Raw genomic sequence first — 15,066 nt, 5'->3', positions numbered from 1 at the left:
GCGGAACGGCCGGTCAGGGGCGTCCCCGCGCGGGGATCTCCTCGCCGGGCGGCACCGGTCCGGGCGGGGTGCCGTCGCCGAACGGGCGGCCGCCCAGCTGTTCCCGGTGGTGCGGGGTCAGCCATCCTGCCAGGTCGGGGCCCAACGGCACGATGCCGGTCGGGTTGATACCGGTGTGGACCTGGTAGTAGTGCCGCTTGATGTGGTCGAAGTCGACGGTGTCGCCGAAACCCGGCGTCCGGTACAGATCGCGGACGTACGCCCACAGGACGGGGTCCTCGGTGAGCTTCGAGCGGTTGCACTTGAAGTGTCCGTGGTAGACGGCGTCGAAGCGCACCAGGGTCGTGAACAGCCGGATGTCCGCCTCGGTGATCGTGTCCCCGACCAGGTAGCGCTGCCCGGCGAGACGTTCGGAGACCAGGTCCAGGCGGCGGAACACATCGACGTACGCCGCCTCGTACTCGCCCTGCCCGGCGGCGAATCCCGCGCGGTACACGCCGTTGTTGACGTCCCGGTAGATGCCGTCCATCACTGAGTCGATCTCGTCGCGCCGCCGCTCCGGGTACAGGTCGGGGGCACCGGAGCGGTGCAGGCCGGTCCATTCGGTGGCCAGGTCCAGCGTGATCTGCTGGTAGTCGTTGGTGACCAGGGTTCGGGTGGGTACGTCGACGACCGCGGGCACGCTGACCCCGCCCGGGTAGCCGCGCTCCCGCGCGTCGTATGCCTCGCTCAGGTAGCCGATGCCGAGCACCGGGTCCTTGCCGCCCTCGTCGAGGGTGAAGCGCCAGCTGCGGTCGTCCTGGACGGGGTCGGCCACGGCCAGGGAGAGCGCGCTCTCCAGCCCGAGCAGCCGACGTGAGACCAGGGCCCGGCTCGCCCAGGGACAGGCCCGGCTGACGACGAGGCGGTAGCGCCCGGCCTCGACCGGCCAGCCGTCCCGGCCGTCGGCGGTGATGCGGTCGGCGAAGTGGCTGCGGGAGCGCTTGAAGGGCTTGTGGCCGTACGAGGTGTTCCCGCGTTGCTCCTGGTCCTCGGTGTCGCTCATGGTGTTCCCCTCGGGACGTCGGTGGCATCGGTGGTGTCGGACGTTTCGGACCGTCTCCTTCCCCGCCTGCCCGCAGCGACATCGGCGAGAGCCACGATCAGGCCCGCGAGGACGAAGGCGACGGAGACGAGGAGCCCGTGGTCGTAGGCGGCCGCCCAGTCGCCGTCACCGAGCTGGGCGAAGAAGAGCGAGCCCACCGCGGCGATCCCGACGGCCGAGCCGACGCGCTGGCTGGTCTGGAGGGTGCCGCCGGCGCTGCCCGCGTTGTGCACGGGCACCTCGGAGAGGGTGAGGGTCTGGTTGGGTGCGATGACCAGGCCGCTGCCCAGGCCGGCCAGCAGCAGCGGGGCGGCCATCGCGAAGCCGGCACCGCGGCCCGGCACCAGGTGTGCGGCCAGGGCGGTGAGCCCGAGCCCGACGGCCACCATGGTGAGTCCCACGACGATCAGGGGCCGCCCGAAGCGGCCGACCAGCCGGCCGCCGATGCTCGCCGACGCTCCGGCGCCCAGGGCGAACGGGGTGATCGCGAGGCCGGCCTCCAACGCGCTGTAGTGCAGCCCCGACTGCAGGTAGAGCGTGCTGATGAAGAAGATCGAGGTGAAGCCGGCGAAGTACAGCAGGATCATCAGACAGCCCAGCCAGAAGGTCCGGAGCCGGAAGAGCGACAGGTTCAGCACCGGTTGGACGTTCCGTCGCGCGCAGCGGGACTCCCAGGCGACGAACGCAGTGAGCAGGACTGCGGCCACCGCCACGAGCAGCCACTTCCGCAGGCCCGGCCACTGCTGGGCCTGGACGAAGGGCAGCAGCAGGGCGAGGACCCCCGCCCCGAGCAGCAGGACACCGACGGGGTCCAGGTCGCGCGGGCGTACCCGGGTGGCCGACGGGGTGTCGGGGAGCAGCCGGCGGGCCAGCAGGAGGCAGACGACCCCGATCGGCAGGTTGACGTAGAACACCCAGCGCCAGCCTTCCTGTGCTCCGGCGACCTGGATCAGGAGGCCTCCCAGGAGCGGGCCGACGGCGGTGGAGATGCCGACGACGGTGCCGAACATGCCGAAGGCGCGGCCCCGCTCGCGTCCGGAGAACATCTGCTGGATCAGTGCGGAGATCTGAGGCGAGAGCAGCCCGCCGGCCGCGCCCTGGAGGAGCCGGGCGATGACGAGCCAGAGGCTGGACTGGGCTGCTCCGCAGGCGGCGGAGGCCAGCGTGAAGAGGGTCAGCCCCGCCATGAACACCGCGCGCCGCCCCCGTGCGTCGCCGAGGCGTCCGCCGGGGATGAGGACGAGGCCGAAGGCGAGCGCGTAGCCGGACAGCACCCATTGCAGGTCGGACTCCGGGGTGTCGAGGCCCTCTTTGATGGACGGCAGCGCGACATTGACGATGGAGACGTCCAGCAGTGTCATGAAGCCCGCCACGAGACAGACGGCGAGGGCACGCCAGCGACGGGGGTCGTCGGGACCGCTGCCGGAAGAGGCCGTGTCCCGGTTCCCCGCGCTCGCTGCCATGATCCGCAGCCTAGGACGCCGCTCCCCGATCGTCACCCCGGGCACGCCGTGCGTCCGGCGGGCGGGGCCCTGTCGGCGTCATCCGGCCTGTCCGGCCGCTTCGCGGGTATCCGGGAGAGTATGACTGTCGCCAAAACGAGTGTTCTGGTCCTGGACTGCGCCGAGCACGTGGAGCTCGCCGAGTTCTATGCGGCGCTGCTGAACGCCGAGACACGTATGGGGGACGATCCGGATTTCGTCGAGATCGTCGGCCAGAGTGGTGTGTGTCTGGCGATCCGCCGCGATCACGGCTACGCGCCACCCAGCTGGCCCCGCCCCGAGGATTCCCAACAGGCCCATCTGCGCATCCTGGTGGACCGGGGCGCCATGGACGAGGCCGAGCGCGAGGCGGTCGCGCTCGGCGCCCGGCCGGTGGAGGCCAGGGACAACAGCGGCCCCCGCGACGTCCGCGTCTACGCCGACCCGGCCGGCCACTCCTTCTCCCTGGCGGTGCACCCCGCCCGGCTGCCGTCCGCCGGACCTGACGCGTAGACCGGCTCTGCCGGGCCACCGTCCTGGCTGCCGGAGGCATTACGTAGGATCCGACCGTGACGACGGGGACGGGAACCACGGGGGCGGGAACGCGGGGGACGGCGGCGCTGCCGGATGCGGCACCGACCGGGACGGAACGGCTGTTGCACGACACGGCGGCGGCCGGCGACCGGGACACGCTGTTGGACGCCCTGGCCGGGAGCAGGCTCTTCGCGCTCGTCGCCCGGCTGCACGCGGACACCCCCGGCTTCACTCCCCCGCTCCCCACGCAGGCTGATCCCGCGACGCCGGGCCGGATGTGTGTCGCGGTCCTGACCTCCGGCATGCTCCCGCCCTGGCACCCCGACTGGGTGTTCGAGGCGACCGGGCTCGAGGACCTCGCGCGCCGCTGGCCGGACGGGGTGCGGTGGCTGGCGGTCAATCCGGGCACGCCGTACGCCGTCACCCTCGCGGCCGGGCCGGGGCGACGCCGGGCGTGGCTGAAGGCCCACGCACGGTCCGGCGGGCCGCAGGGCGGCCGGCTGCTGACTCACCGGGCCGGTCCGCTGCACGGGCCGGTCGCACACGGTCTGGCCGTCGGTGCCCATCTCGCCGTGCACAACGGTCTCCTCTGGAACGACCTGGGCGCCGCCTACGAGGGGTACGGAACGGATCGCGCCCGGCTCCGCGACCCCTGGGGCGTGATGAACCGCGCCGCCTACCAGGAGACGCTCGAAGCGCTGCTGGCGACCCGGCTCGTCGGCCGTCGTCACGAGTCGGTGCTCCGGATCCGTCACGCCCTCGCCGGACGGCTGGGCCGCACCCCCACGGCCCCGGAGTGGTCCGCCTCGCTCACCGAGGCGCTGACGCGCCGCCGGTCCACCCCCTCGGACGCGGCCGAAGCCCATGAGGCGATGCGGCTGGTCGTGACGTACGAGGACCGGTTCCGGGCGGACGGCGTCCTCAGCGCGGGCGAACGGGTCGACACCCTGGCCGCCTTCGACCACGGGCGGGCGGTCAACGTCGTACGGCTCGCGCTCGGCGCCCGCCTCTGCGATCCGCGCGAGGCGGAACAGGCCGTGCTGCGGATCGGCGCCCTGGCCGGGCAGGCATACGGCTCCTGGGCGGAGTTCTCCCTCGGTTACTCGCTGGCCCGCGTGGTGCACTTCGACGCGGACGACCCGTCCGGGGCGAAGTACGCGCAGTCGCTCGCCCAGCACCGCATCCTGACGCAGGACCCCGACAGCCCCTACCGGAACATCGCCTGGTCATGAATCCACTGCCCTCACATCCCGGTCACCCCTCCCACGGAGCCCCGTGGGTGTCGCCGTCCGTGACGGAACACCTGCTGTACGAGGCGGGAGCACGCGGCGACGCGGAGGCCCAACTACGCGTCCTCGCCGGCGAGGAGCTCTACATCCTCGCGCCGAAGGCCGAGGTGGACGCCGCTCCCGACAGGGTCATGTGGCGCTCGCACCGGGACGAGGCCGGCCGGAGCTGCCGGGGGGCCCTCACCCGGGGGATGCTGCCGCCGTGGCACCCGGAGTGGGTGTTCCACGCGGTCTCCCTCAAGTGGGTGGCGGAGCTCGACTGGCCGGACCCGTATCAGCTGCTGTCCGTCAACACGGGTACACCGGCCCAGATACTCTTCGCGGCCACGCCCCCGCACCGCGCGCTGTGGCTTCGCTACCACGCGGAGAACGACCGCCCCAGGGGCGACCGGCTGATCGCCCTGCGGCACGGGGCATTGCACGGGCCGCTGGCCTACGGGCTGGCGTGCGGAGCGCATCTGGCGGTCGGCAACGGGGTCCCGTGGAACGAGGTGGGCACCGCCTACCACGAGTACGCGTGTGAGCGGGAGCTGCTGCGCGACTCCTGGGGTATCACCGGACCAAGCGGCTGGCGCACACAGTTGGACGCCCTCCTCGACGCGCACAACAGTCCGCCCGAGCCCGATTTCGTGCTCCGGGTACGTGAACAGCTCGCGGCCGGGCTCGGCGAGCAGCCCTCCGCCGATCTGTGGCGGGAGACGGCCGCCGGGCACGCCCAGGACATCGGAGCGGGCCACGGCACGGTCAAGGACATCGAGGAGCTGGTACGGCGCATCGTCAGGTACGAGGCCCGGTTCCGCGCCGACGGGCTGCTGGCGCCGGACGGCCGGGTCACCACGACGGTCGCCTACGACTACGGGCGCGCCGTGAACCTGGCCCGATGGGGTCTCTCCGCCCGCTTCTGTGTCCCGCACGAGGCGGAGCAGGCCATCGTGTACGCCGGCGCGCTGAGCAAGTCGGCCTACCGCTCCTGGGAGGACTTCTCCGCGGGGTACGCGCTGGGCCGTGTGCTGCGGTTCGACGGTGAGGACTACGGCGCCTACTACCAGGACAACGTCACGGCGCACCGTCTGCTGACGGAGAGCGAAGGCAGCCCGTGGCGGAACCTTCCCTGGCGCTGAGAGCCGCCGGACTCCGCCCGGTGCCGAACTGCTCGGCGTCAGCGCGGTGATGACCCCCGGAATTAACCTCCGGTCTCTTGCCACGACGGGTCTACGCGCATAGCTTTTGGCCCTCACTACACATTTGGGAGCAGTCCCGTGCACATAGTCAGACCCGGCTCCGCCCTGCTGGCCACCGCCCTCGCCGTGACCCTGTCGGTGACCGCCCTGCCCGCCGCCTTCGCGGCACCGTCGTCGTCGGCCGTCATCTCCGAGGTGTACGGCGGCGGGGGCAACTCAGGCGCGACGCTCACCCGTGACTACATCGAGCTGGCCAACGCCGGCCAGAGCGCCTTCGGCCTGTCCGGCTTCAGCGTCCAGTACCTGCCGGGCAGCCCTTCCGCCGGGTCGCTGTGGCAGGCCTCCGCCCTGTCCGGCTCCGTCGCACCGGGCGGCCGCTACCTCGTCGCGCAGGCCGCGGGCACCGGTGGCACGGTGGCCCTGCCGGCCGCCGACGCGACCGGCACGACCGCGATGTCCGCGGCGAGCGGCACCGTCGCACTCGTCTCCGGCACCACCCCGCTGACCTGCAGGACCGCTGCCGACTGCGCAGCCGACACGCGGATCGTCGACCTCGTCGGCTACGGCTCCGCAGTCGTGCGTGAGGGCACCGGACCGGTGGCGGGCGCCTCCGCCTCCTCCTCCGTGGCACGCGCCGCCTCCCTGGCGGACACCGACGACAACGCCGCCGACCTGGCCCCGGGCACGCCGACACCCGTCAACGCGGCGGGCGAGACCGCCGGCGGTTCCGGCCCCGGCGAACCCGGCGGACCGACCGAGCCGGGCACGGTGCGGGTGCACGACATCCAGGGCACGACCCGTCTCTCCCCGCTCGTGGGACAGCCGGTCACGGGAGTCCCGGGCGTCGTCACCGGCGTACGGGCCACGGGGTCACGCGGGTTCTGGATCCAGGACACCGCGCCTGACGACGACGCCCGTACGAGCGAGGGCCTGTTCGTCCACACCGGCTCCGCCGCCCCCGCCGTCACCGTCGGCGACTCGGTCCTGGTCAGCGGAAAGGTCGCCGAGTACTACCCGGCCACCGGCACCCAGTCGCTCACCCAGATCACCGCCCCGCGGACCACGGTCCTGTCCTCCGGCGTCACCCTGCCGGAGGCGGTCGTCCTCGATGCCTCCTCGGTGCCGGACGCCTATGTGCCGACCGCCGGCGGCGGTTCGATCGAGGCCCTCGCGCTCGACCCGGCGGCGTACGCCCTGGATCTGTACGAGTCCCTCGAGGGCACCCGCGTCACGATGGCCGACACCCGGGTGACGGGCGCGACGACCGCGTACGACGAGGTGTGGGTGACGGTGAAGCCGGGCGAGAACCCGACCCGGCGCGGGGGCACGCTGTACGCCTCCTACGAGGACCAGAACACCGGCCGCCTCAAGGTGATGTCGCTGAACGCCGCGCAGCCGGTCCCGGTCGCGGACGTGGGCGACGTGCTGTCCGGCTCCACCACGGGTGTGGTCGACTACGCGTCGTACGGCGGCTACAACGTGCAGGCCACCGAGCTGGGCACGTTGAAGGACAACGGCCTGGAGCGCGAGGTGACACGCAAGCAGAAGCGCAAGGAACTCGCCGTCGCCACGTACAACGTGGAGAACCTCGACGCGGCCGACGCGCAGACGAAGTTCGACACGCTCGCCCGCGGTGTGGCGGTCAGCCTCGCGTCCCCGGACATCCTGTCCCTGGAGGAGATCCAGGACGACAACGGTGCGGTGAACGACGGCACGGTGGGATCCGAGGCGACACTGCAGCGCTTCACGGACGCGATCGTCGCCGCCGGCGGCCCCCGGTACGCGTGGCGCTACGTGGCGCCGGAGGACGGCCGGGACGGCGGTGAGCCGGGCGGCAACATCCGCAACGTCTTCCTCTTCGACCCCGACCGGGTCGACTTCGTGGACCGCCCTGGCGGCGACGCGACCACCGCCGTGACGGCGGTGAAGACGAAGAAGGGCGCCACGCTCTCCGTCTCGCCCGGCCGGATCAACCCCGCGAGCACTGCCTGGGACAACAGCCGCAAGCCGCTCGTGGGCGAGTTCCGCTTCCGTGGCGAGAGCGTCTTCGTCATCGCCAACCACTTCGCGTCCAAGGGCGGCGACCAGTCCCTGCACGGCCGCTACCAGGAGCCGGTGCGCAGCTCGGAGACGCAGCGCGTGCGGCAGGCGACGGAGGTCAACACCTTCGTCACCTCGCTGCTGAAGGTGGACAAGTCGGCCCAGGTCGTCACGCTCGGCGACCTGAACGACTTCGCCTTCTCCCCCACGATGCGGACGCTGACCAGCGGCAAGGTGCTCACACCGCTCATCACCACGCTGCCCGCGAACGAGCAGTACAGCTACGTCTACGACGGCAACTCGCAGACGCTGGACCACATCCTGACCAGCCCTGGTGTCCGCCGCTTCGACTACGACGTCGTACACATCAACGCGGAGTTCGCCGACCAGGCGAGCGACCACGACCCGCAGATCGTGCGGATCGACGTGAAGGGCAAGGGCCCTCGGCACTGACGCCTCCGGGTGGCGGCCCCGGCCGGGCCGCCACCCGGGAGCTCATCGCGGTGCCGTACCCGGTGTGGGCGCACCGCGACGCGGGTGCGCTGCGGGTGTGGGTTCCGCCGGGACGACCTCACCGGCCCGTGCCTGGCACGGGAGGAGGGCCGTGGCCGGTTCGAGCGGCTGGTCCGTGAAGAAGCGGGTCACGAGGGCGGCGACCTCGTCGGACCGCTCCAGGACGACCCAGTGGTCGGATTCCGGGAGGGTGAGGAAGCGGCTTCCCTCGATCGTCCCGGCGAACTCCCGCTGCAGCTCCGGCGACGTCACCGTGTCGTGCTCCCCCGCGAAGACCAGGGCCGGTACGCCCGACAGTCCGCCGGAGAAGTCCGGCCGGTCGGCGAGCGCCCGGCGCAGCGAGTCGACGGCGTGCTCCGAGTGGGCGAGCGCGTGCTGGAAGGAGCGCCGCACATAGCGCCGGGCGAGCTCCCTGCGGTGCACGGGCCGGTCGGGGTCCAGGCACATCAACCCGTCAGCGGCCAGCGCCGCGAAGCCCTCCGGGTCCCCCTCGTCCAGCACGCGGGTCGCCCGCTGCCAGTAGGCCCGCCTGTTGTCGTCGATATGGGTGGGGACACCGCCGAGGACGAGCCGGGCGACGCGTCCTGGATCGTGCTGCGCACAGCCGAAGGCGACGGCCGCGCCGTAGGAGAAGCCGAAGAGGTTGATCCTGGAGGCTCCCAGATCGTCGATGATCCCGGTCACCGCCGCGCGCAGCACGGGCGCGCCGGGGCCGGGCGGCAGAGGGTCCGCCGAGCCCATGCCGGGCAGATCGGCGGTCACCACGTCGGCCACCGGGCTCAGGTGGTCGTCCATCTGCGGCCAGCCGAACATGCCCTGCAGGGCGCCGCCGATGATGACGACCGGTTCGGTGACCGGTGTTCCGCCGGCGGCCGGGTCACGGGGCAGGACCCGGTAGCCGTAACGCAGTCCGTCCACCGTCAGCGACCGGATGATCTCCTCGGGCATGATGCTCCTCGCTTTCCGTCAGGCCCGGGTGAGCACGAGCGCCGCGTTGTGGCCGCCGAAGCCGAGCGACGTCTTGACGGCGCAGTCGAACGGGGCGTGCCGGGCCTCCTTGCCCACCACCTCGACGGGGATGTCGGGGTCGGGGGCGTCGAGGTTGCCGGTCGGCGGGACGAGCTGGTGCTGGAGCGCGAGGACGGTCAGGGCCGCCTCGATGCCGCCCGCGGCACCCAGGGTGTGCCCGGTGCTGGCCTTCGTCGAGGTGACGAGGGGGTGTTCGCCGAGGACGCGGCGCAGCATGGTCGCCTCGATGAGGTCGTTGGCGACGGTCGACGTCCCATGGGCGTTGACGTGGCCGATCTCGGGGGCACCGATGCCCGCGTCGGCCAGGGCGGTGCGCAGCGCCCGCTCGATGCCGAGGCCGTCGGGGTCGGGGGCGACGGCGGAGTGGGCGTCGCTGGAGGCCCCGTAGCCGGCGACCCGGGCACGGACGGTGGCCCCGCGGGCCCGGGCGTGCTCGGGGCGTTCCATGACGAGGAGGCCGGCGCCCTCGCCGACGACGAAGCCGTCGCGGTGCGTGTCGAAGGGACGGCACGCCGCCTGGGGGTCGTGCCGGCGGGTGGAGACGGCCCGCATCTGACAGGCGCTGGCGATCAGGAGCCGGGAGCGGACCGATTCGGCGCCGCCCGCGACGACGATGTCGCACGCCCCGGCGCGGAGCATCTGGTGGGCCGTCCCGATGGCCACGGTGCCCGACGAGCAGGCCGTGGAGACGGCCTGGCTCGGGCCGTGCACACCCAGGTCCATGGCGACGCTGCTGGCGGCGCCGTTGACGACGGTCAGCGGGGCGAGCTTCGGGGAGACGCGCCGGGCGCCACGCTCGATGAGGGTGGTGTGCTGTTCGTCGTAGAACGGCAGGCCGCCGTGGGCGGATCCGATGACGACGGCGACCCGCCCAGCGTCCCAGACCGATGGGTCGAGCCCGGCGTCCGCGACCGCTTCACGGGCGGCGATGACGGCGAGCTGCGAGAAGCGGTCCATCAGCCGCTGCACTGCCACGCCCAGAGCGGCCTTCGTGTCCAGGCCGTCGACGGTGTACATGAAGTCGCAGGGCAGCCCGTCGAGTTCCGGCAGGTGCCCTACCGACGGGGCTGCCCCCGTGTCGCACACGCCGCGCCAGGTCTCCTCGACCCCCACGCCCGCGGCGGTGACCAGGCCGATGCCCGTCACCGCGGCGCTGAAGGGTTCGATGCCCGGCCGGGCGGACCGTCGTGCGTGCGGCCCCGGGCCCGTCACGCGCCGGCCTTGCTGCACACGGCCGCGAGCAGATGGCCGAAGGTGTCGCGCGACGACAGGATCACGTCCTCCAGGTCGATGTCCATCCGGTCCTCGATATGGAGCCGGAGCTCCTCCAGCGCGAGCGAGTCCAGCTTCAGCTGCCGGAGCGGAACGTCGGGCCGGATGGCCTCCGGATCGGTTCCGAACCTGGTGACGAGCAAGGCGCTGATCTCTTCCGAGGTGCTCATGGGGATGCTCCTCCGCTCTCGGTACGCGGTGACGCCGGCCGCGTGGGGGGTGAGACGGCCATCGGGGACGCCGGCTGCTCGGGAGGCACCCTTTATACGCCTTCCCGGCGGTCGTTCCCGACCTCGTTCCCCCGTGAGGAGTGGGGACGGCCAGGTGTGCGATTCCGTAGCGCCGGAATGGGGGATGGCACGATGGGCACAGACGTACGGCCACGAGGGCCTACCGGAGGACGGGAAAGAACCGTGACAGCAGAGGAGCGCGACGGGGCGGTACGGACGAGTCCGGCCAAGTGGGTCGCGGCGCAGGCCGAGTTGTACGAGTCGTCGGGCGGGACGAAGGGCACCACCCAGCTCGGCGTGCCCTGCCTGCTGCTGGACTACGTCGGCCGGCGCAGCGGTGCCGTCCGGCGGACCGTACTGATGTACGGACGGGACGGCGACGACTATCTGATCGTCGGATCGAACGGTGGCTCGGACGCTCACCCGCTCTGGTATCTGAACCTGCTGGCCGGTCCGGAGGTGGACGTCAGGGTCGGCACGGAACGCTTCCCCGCCCTCGCCGAGCCCCTCTCCCCCGAGGAGAAGGAGCGGGTGTGGCCGCATCTGGTGGAGGTCTTCCCCCGGTACGCCGAGTACCGCGCGAAGACCGCCCGGGACATCCCGGTGGTCCGGCTCCGGCGGCGCTGACCCGCACCGGCCCGGGGGACGCGGCCGGACACCCGCAGGCCCCCCGGGCCGGACGTCGAGCCGTGCACGCCGCGGTCATGGCCTTCGAGACGGTGCACGCCGAGTCGCTCGACCCGGCGGGACCCGAGCACACGGGGAGCACACGGACGCGTTTCCAGGCTCCGGCCGAGGGTTCCACCGCAACCGCCGGTGACGACGCCGCACCGGCACCCGCTGCCGGGGCGACGGCCCACCGGACCACGCCGACCGATCCACAACTCCATTGAGGTGAAAGGCAGTTGGCAGCCGCGTGGCGTCGTTGTCATGCCCTGGACACGCGGATAGCCTGTGCGGGCTCAGCGGCCCTCGGCCCACCTTCACCGGTCCGGTGGCCTTCCTCTCCCTCCCAGACCTGGAGCAGGTATGCCCCGACGCCCCGCAGGCCACACCCGAGGTCGCGCAGCCGTTCTGGCCTCTCTCACCGTCACCGCCCTCGTCGCCACCGGCCACCCGGCCGGCGCCGCCCCCACCGCCTCCACCGCCTCCACCGCCTCCATGAACCAGGCCTTCGAGCAGGCCGCCGAGAGGTTCGGCGTACCGCGTGACCTGCTCGCGGCCGTCGGCTACGGAGAGACCCATCTGGACGGGCACGCCGGGCGGCCCAGCCAGGACAACGGCTACGGCGTGATGCACCTGGTGAGCAACCCCGTCAACCACTCCCTGGAGAAGGCCGCCGCGCTGACGGGCAAATCCACGGCCGACCTGCGCAAGGACACCGGGGCCAACATCCTGGGCGGCGCCGCCGTGCTGCGGAGCCACGCCGACGCGCTGGGCATGGACGAGGCCGAGCGGACGGACATCGACGCCTGGTATCCGGCCGTGGCCCGTTACAGCGGGGCCGAGAGCGCCATCGCCGCTCTCTACGCCGACACCGTCTACACCTTCCTCGCCCAGGGGCTACGGGCCACCGTCGCCGGCGGTGAACGGATCTCGGTCACCTCCCGCCCGGTCTCCCCCGACAAGGGCCCCCTCGCGAAGGCCGACGTCACCGCCAAGAGCCAGGACTACCCTCCCGCCCTCTGGGTGGCGGCCCATTCCGCCAACTTCGCGACAGGCCGTACGGCGACGGTGGACAAGGTGGTCATCCACGTCACGCAGGGCTCGTACGCCGGAACCATCAGCTGGTTCCAGAACGCGACGTCGAAGGTCAGTTCGCACTACGTGGTCCGTTCCTCGGACGGCCAGATCACCCAGATGGTGCGGGACAAGGACACCGCGTACCACGCCAAGAGCGCCAACGCCTCGTCGCTCGGCATCGAACACGAGGGTTTCGTCGACGACCCGTCGTGGTTCACCGACACGATGTACCGCTCCTCGGCGGCACTGACGACGTACCTGTGCGACCGGTACGGCATCCCCAAGGACCGGGCGCACATCCTCGGACACGTCGAGGTCCCCGGGAACGACCACACCGACCCGGGTGACAACTGGAACTGGACTTACTACATGCAGCTCGTCGGCGGCTCCGCCGGTGGGGGCGACGTGCTGACCTTCCCGTCGTACACGACCCAGAGGACGGGCTCACAGGGGCCGCAGGTGACCGCCGTCCAGACACTGCTCAACCAGCAGGGCTACGACGCCGGCACCGCCGACGGCTTCTTCGGGACCCTCACCGACAGCGCCGTACGCGCGTTCCAGAAGGCGCGCGGTCTCGACGCCGACGGAACGGTCGGACCGAAGACCTGGACCGCACTGCTCTCCGCCGGCACCACACCGGTTCTCGTCACGGGCGCCTCGGGTGACGCGGTCAAGCGGCTGCAGCGGTCACTGACCGCGGCGCTGGGCAGAACCGTGGCTGTCGACGGAGCCTTCGGCACCGACACGGACAGGGCCGTCCGCGACTACCAGAGCACCCGGAAACTGTCGGTCGACGGCAGCGTCGGCCCCGACACCTGGAAGGCGCTCCAGTCCGGACTCTGATCTCCGGCCGCGCCGCGTCGCGGTACTCCGCGCCTGCCCGCCCACCCGTGCACTCCGGTGCGCACCCGGTGGGCACGGGTGCGCCTTCCCCGCAGAGGGTCCGCAGGCGAATCTGGGCTCTGTCGGTACACGGCCGACGGGACTCGGAGGGCGGTCGGACATGGCTCGTACGCAGTCGACATGTGGGGCAGGCACCCAGAAGGGCACGCGCTGCCAACGGCTGGCGATGAAGGGGGCCTCCCGGTGCGACCGGCACCGCGGGGACTGGTCGAAGTACACCGTGGCGCGGCGCAAGGCACGGGAGAGGGCGGCCCGCCGCCGGTGAGGCCGCCCTCTCCGCCGGGCTCGGTGCGGGCCATGTCGTCGCGCAGCTGCCGGGTCTCGGACTCCTGCTGCACCGGGGCGGTCCGCCGCGGCCTGCGGCTTCGGAGCGGCGACGGCGGAGCCCGCCGCGGGAAGCATGGCGCCGCTCACCAGGGCGACCGAGGTCGCTATGAGCAGGTGCGTCCCGCACGAGCGGGTCTCGCCCGGCCGGAAACGGAGGAGGAGGAAATGTCATGCAGCCGATCTACCGGTAAATCCCGGGCTACGGACGCTTCATCGCTCGCGTGAATCCGTGGCGGCAACCCGCCCGACGTGGTCAGCGGCCGGTGGCCGGGTTCAGGCCACCGGGACCAGGGATGCGCCGTCCTCGTGGTGGATCGGGGTGTGGGCGCCCTTCAGCGGCAGTCCGGTGCCGCCGCGCCGGTCCGCGACGATCTCCGCCGCGATCGAGAGAGCGGTCTCCTCCGGCGTGCGGGCTCCCAGATCCAGCCCGATCGGCGAGTGCAGCGCGGCCAGCTGACGGTCGGTGACCCCGGCCTCGCGCAGCCGCTCGTTGCGCTCCAGATGAGTACGGCGCGAGCCCATCGCGCCGACGTAGGCGACCGGCAGCCGCAGGGCCAGCTCCAGCAGCGGGACGTCGAACTTCGCGTCATGGGTGAGCACGCAGAGCACCGTGCGCGCGTCCACATCGGTGGTGGCGAGGTAGCGGTGCGGCCAGTCGACGACGATCTCGTCGGCGTCCGGGAAACGGGCCGCCGTGGCGAAGACGGGGCGGGCGTCGCAGACGGTGACGCGGTAGCCGAGGAAGCGGCCGGCCCGCACCAGGGCGGCGGCGAAGTCGATGGCCCCGAACACGATCATCCGGGGCGGCGGGACACTGGACTCGACGAGCAGGGTGAGGGGGCTGCCGCAGCGGGAGCCCTCGGCGCCGATGACGACTTCTCCGGTGCGGCCCGCGTCGAGCATCGCGCGGGCCTCGGCGGCGGCCGTACGGTCCAGTTCGGGAGGTCCGCCGAGCCCGCCGGCGTACGTACCGTCCGGGTGGACGAGCAGGGGCCTGCCGAGATGGCTCTGCGGGCCCTCGGTGACCCGTGCGACGGCCGCGGCCCTGCCTTCCGCGGCGGCGACGAACGCGGCGGCGAACACCGCGCGTGCGGGGTCGTCCGCGCGCACCGGGGTCACCAGGACGTCGATGACACCGCCGCAGGTCAGACCGACCGCGAAGGCGTCGTCGTCGCTGTAGCCGAAGCGCTCGCGCACGGTGGTGCCGTCCTCGATCGCCTGCCGGCACAGCTCGTACACCGCCCCCTCCACACATCCGCCGGAGACCGACCCGACGGCCGTGCCCTCGCTGTCGACGGCGAGGGCGGCGCCCGGCTGCCGGGGCACGCTGCCGCCGACGGCCACCACGGTGGCCACGGCGAACGCGCGTCCCTGCCCGACCCACCGGTGGAGCTCTTCGGCGATGTCCAGCATGGCTTCTCTCCTTCTGACAGAGGTGCG

13 protein-coding genes are annotated in these 15,066 nt (G+C 72.4%); 7 read left to right on the top strand and 6 right to left on the bottom strand.

Annotated elements, in window-relative coordinates:
• Positions 1-13: 13 nt before the first annotated feature.
• Both ACFYSH_RS12495 and ACFYSH_RS12490 read right to left on the bottom strand, forming a co-directional pair.
• Positions 14-1,045: a glutathione S-transferase family protein gene (locus ACFYSH_RS12495; RefSeq protein ID WP_388752171.1), complete on the bottom strand. Its 1,032-nt coding sequence runs from the start codon at positions 1,043-1,045 to the stop codon at positions 14-16.
• Positions 1,042-2,547 (bottom strand): MFS transporter, encoded by a 1,506-nt coding sequence (locus tag ACFYSH_RS12490; protein ID WP_359468043.1) that lies wholly within the window; start codon positions 2,545-2,547, stop codon positions 1,042-1,044. The genes ACFYSH_RS12495 and ACFYSH_RS12490 overlap by 4 nt, the downstream gene beginning before the upstream one ends.
• Before the next feature lie 120 nt (positions 2,548-2,667).
• On the opposite strand from ACFYSH_RS12490, the gene ACFYSH_RS12485 reads away from it, so the two are divergent.
• From ACFYSH_RS12485 to ACFYSH_RS12470, 4 genes are all read left to right on the top strand, one after another.
• Entirely contained in the window at positions 2,668-3,078 is a 411-nt protein-coding gene (locus ACFYSH_RS12485; protein ID WP_359468045.1) for a VOC family protein, read from the top strand.
• Between the two features lie 56 nt (positions 3,079-3,134).
• Positions 3,135-4,331 (top strand): DUF1266 domain-containing protein, encoded by a 1,197-nt coding sequence (locus tag ACFYSH_RS12480; protein ID WP_388752169.1) that lies wholly within the window; start codon positions 3,135-3,137, stop codon positions 4,329-4,331.
• Positions 4,328-5,509 (top strand): DUF1266 domain-containing protein, encoded by a 1,182-nt coding sequence (locus ACFYSH_RS12475; RefSeq protein WP_388752167.1) that lies wholly within the window; start codon positions 4,328-4,330, stop codon positions 5,507-5,509. The genes ACFYSH_RS12480 and ACFYSH_RS12475 overlap by 4 nt, the downstream gene beginning before the upstream one ends.
• Before the next feature lie 138 nt (positions 5,510-5,647).
• Positions 5,648-8,062 carry an endonuclease/exonuclease/phosphatase family protein gene (locus tag ACFYSH_RS12470; protein ID WP_359468049.1) on the top strand — a complete coding sequence of 805 codons (2,415 nt, stop codon included), beginning with the start codon at positions 5,648-5,650 and terminating at the stop codon, positions 8,060-8,062.
• A 42-nt stretch (positions 8,063-8,104) separates the two neighbouring features.
• Here the strand turns inward: ACFYSH_RS12470 and ACFYSH_RS12465 are convergent, their stop codons facing one another.
• The 3 genes from ACFYSH_RS12465 to ACFYSH_RS12455 are packed head-to-tail and all read right to left on the bottom strand — an operon-like array spanning position 8,105 to position 10,593.
• Entirely contained in the window at positions 8,105-9,070 is a 966-nt protein-coding gene (locus ACFYSH_RS12465) for an alpha/beta hydrolase (protein WP_359468053.1), read from the bottom strand.
• A gap of 18 nt (positions 9,071-9,088) precedes the next feature.
• Complete coding sequence (locus ACFYSH_RS12460) at positions 9,089-10,363, bottom strand: beta-ketoacyl-[acyl-carrier-protein] synthase family protein (protein ID WP_359468056.1); 1,275 nt, start codon at positions 10,361-10,363, stop codon at positions 9,089-9,091.
• Positions 10,360-10,593 carry an acyl carrier protein gene (locus tag ACFYSH_RS12455; RefSeq protein WP_359468059.1) on the bottom strand — a complete coding sequence of 78 codons (234 nt, stop codon included), beginning with the start codon at positions 10,591-10,593 and terminating at the stop codon, positions 10,360-10,362. Before ACFYSH_RS12455 ends, ACFYSH_RS12460 begins: the two co-directional genes overlap by 4 nt.
• Before the next feature lie 243 nt (positions 10,594-10,836).
• Here ACFYSH_RS12455 and ACFYSH_RS12450 point away from each other — a divergent pair, with 243 nt between their 5' ends.
• The 3 genes from ACFYSH_RS12450 (at position 10,837) to ACFYSH_RS12440 (ending at position 13,239) form a co-directional block, all read left to right on the top strand.
• Positions 10,837-11,280 (top strand): nitroreductase family deazaflavin-dependent oxidoreductase, encoded by a 444-nt coding sequence (locus tag ACFYSH_RS12450; protein ID WP_359468061.1) that lies wholly within the window; start codon positions 10,837-10,839, stop codon positions 11,278-11,280.
• A 77-nt stretch (positions 11,281-11,357) separates the two neighbouring features.
• The gene (locus ACFYSH_RS12445) at positions 11,358-11,546 is read left to right on the top strand and encodes a hypothetical protein (RefSeq protein WP_359468063.1); all 189 of its coding nucleotides are present in this window, start codon (positions 11,358-11,360) and stop codon (positions 11,544-11,546) included.
• A gap of 136 nt (positions 11,547-11,682) precedes the next feature.
• Positions 11,683-13,239, top strand: coding sequence for a peptidoglycan-binding protein (locus tag ACFYSH_RS12440; protein WP_388752163.1), 1,557 nt, complete (start codon positions 11,683-11,685; stop codon positions 13,237-13,239).
• Between the two features lie 660 nt (positions 13,240-13,899).
• On the opposite strand, the gene ACFYSH_RS12435 is transcribed toward ACFYSH_RS12440, so the two are convergent.
• Positions 13,900-15,039, bottom strand: a complete 1,140-nt coding sequence (locus ACFYSH_RS12435) for an XdhC/CoxI family protein (protein ID WP_359468067.1) — start codon at positions 15,037-15,039, stop codon at positions 13,900-13,902.
• Positions 15,040-15,066: the final 27 nt, after the last annotated feature.

The sequence above is a fragment of the Streptomyces sp. NPDC005791 genome (assembly GCF_042871485.1).
Classification (GTDB): Bacteria; Actinomycetota; Actinomycetes; order Streptomycetales; family Streptomycetaceae; genus Streptomyces.
Note: the sequence above shows the minus strand (reverse complement) of the source record. Positions and strands in the feature narration are given on the sequence as shown.

Coding starts and splice junctions, on each gene's coding strand:
- ACFYSH_RS12495 (WP_388752171.1), bottom strand. CDS start 1,045: ATGAGCGACACCGAGGACCAGGAGCAACGCGGGAACACCTCGTACGGC.
- ACFYSH_RS12490 (WP_359468043.1), bottom strand. CDS start 2,547: ATGGCAGCGAGCGCGGGGAACCGGGACACGGCCTCTTCCGGCAGCGGT.
- ACFYSH_RS12485 (WP_359468045.1), top strand. CDS start 2,668: ATGACTGTCGCCAAAACGAGTGTTCTGGTCCTGGACTGCGCCGAGCAC.
- ACFYSH_RS12475 (WP_388752167.1), top strand. CDS start 4,328: ATGAATCCACTGCCCTCACATCCCGGTCACCCCTCCCACGGAGCCCCG.
- ACFYSH_RS12465 (WP_359468053.1), bottom strand. CDS start 9,070: ATGCCCGAGGAGATCATCCGGTCGCTGACGGTGGACGGACTGCGTTAC.
- ACFYSH_RS12455 (WP_359468059.1), bottom strand. CDS start 10,593: ATGAGCACCTCGGAAGAGATCAGCGCCTTGCTCGTCACCAGGTTCGGA.
- ACFYSH_RS12445 (WP_359468063.1), top strand. CDS start 11,358: ATGGCCTTCGAGACGGTGCACGCCGAGTCGCTCGACCCGGCGGGACCC.
- ACFYSH_RS12440 (WP_388752163.1), top strand. CDS start 11,683: ATGCCCCGACGCCCCGCAGGCCACACCCGAGGTCGCGCAGCCGTTCTG.
- ACFYSH_RS12435 (WP_359468067.1), bottom strand. CDS start 15,039: ATGCTGGACATCGCCGAAGAGCTCCACCGGTGGGTCGGGCAGGGACGC.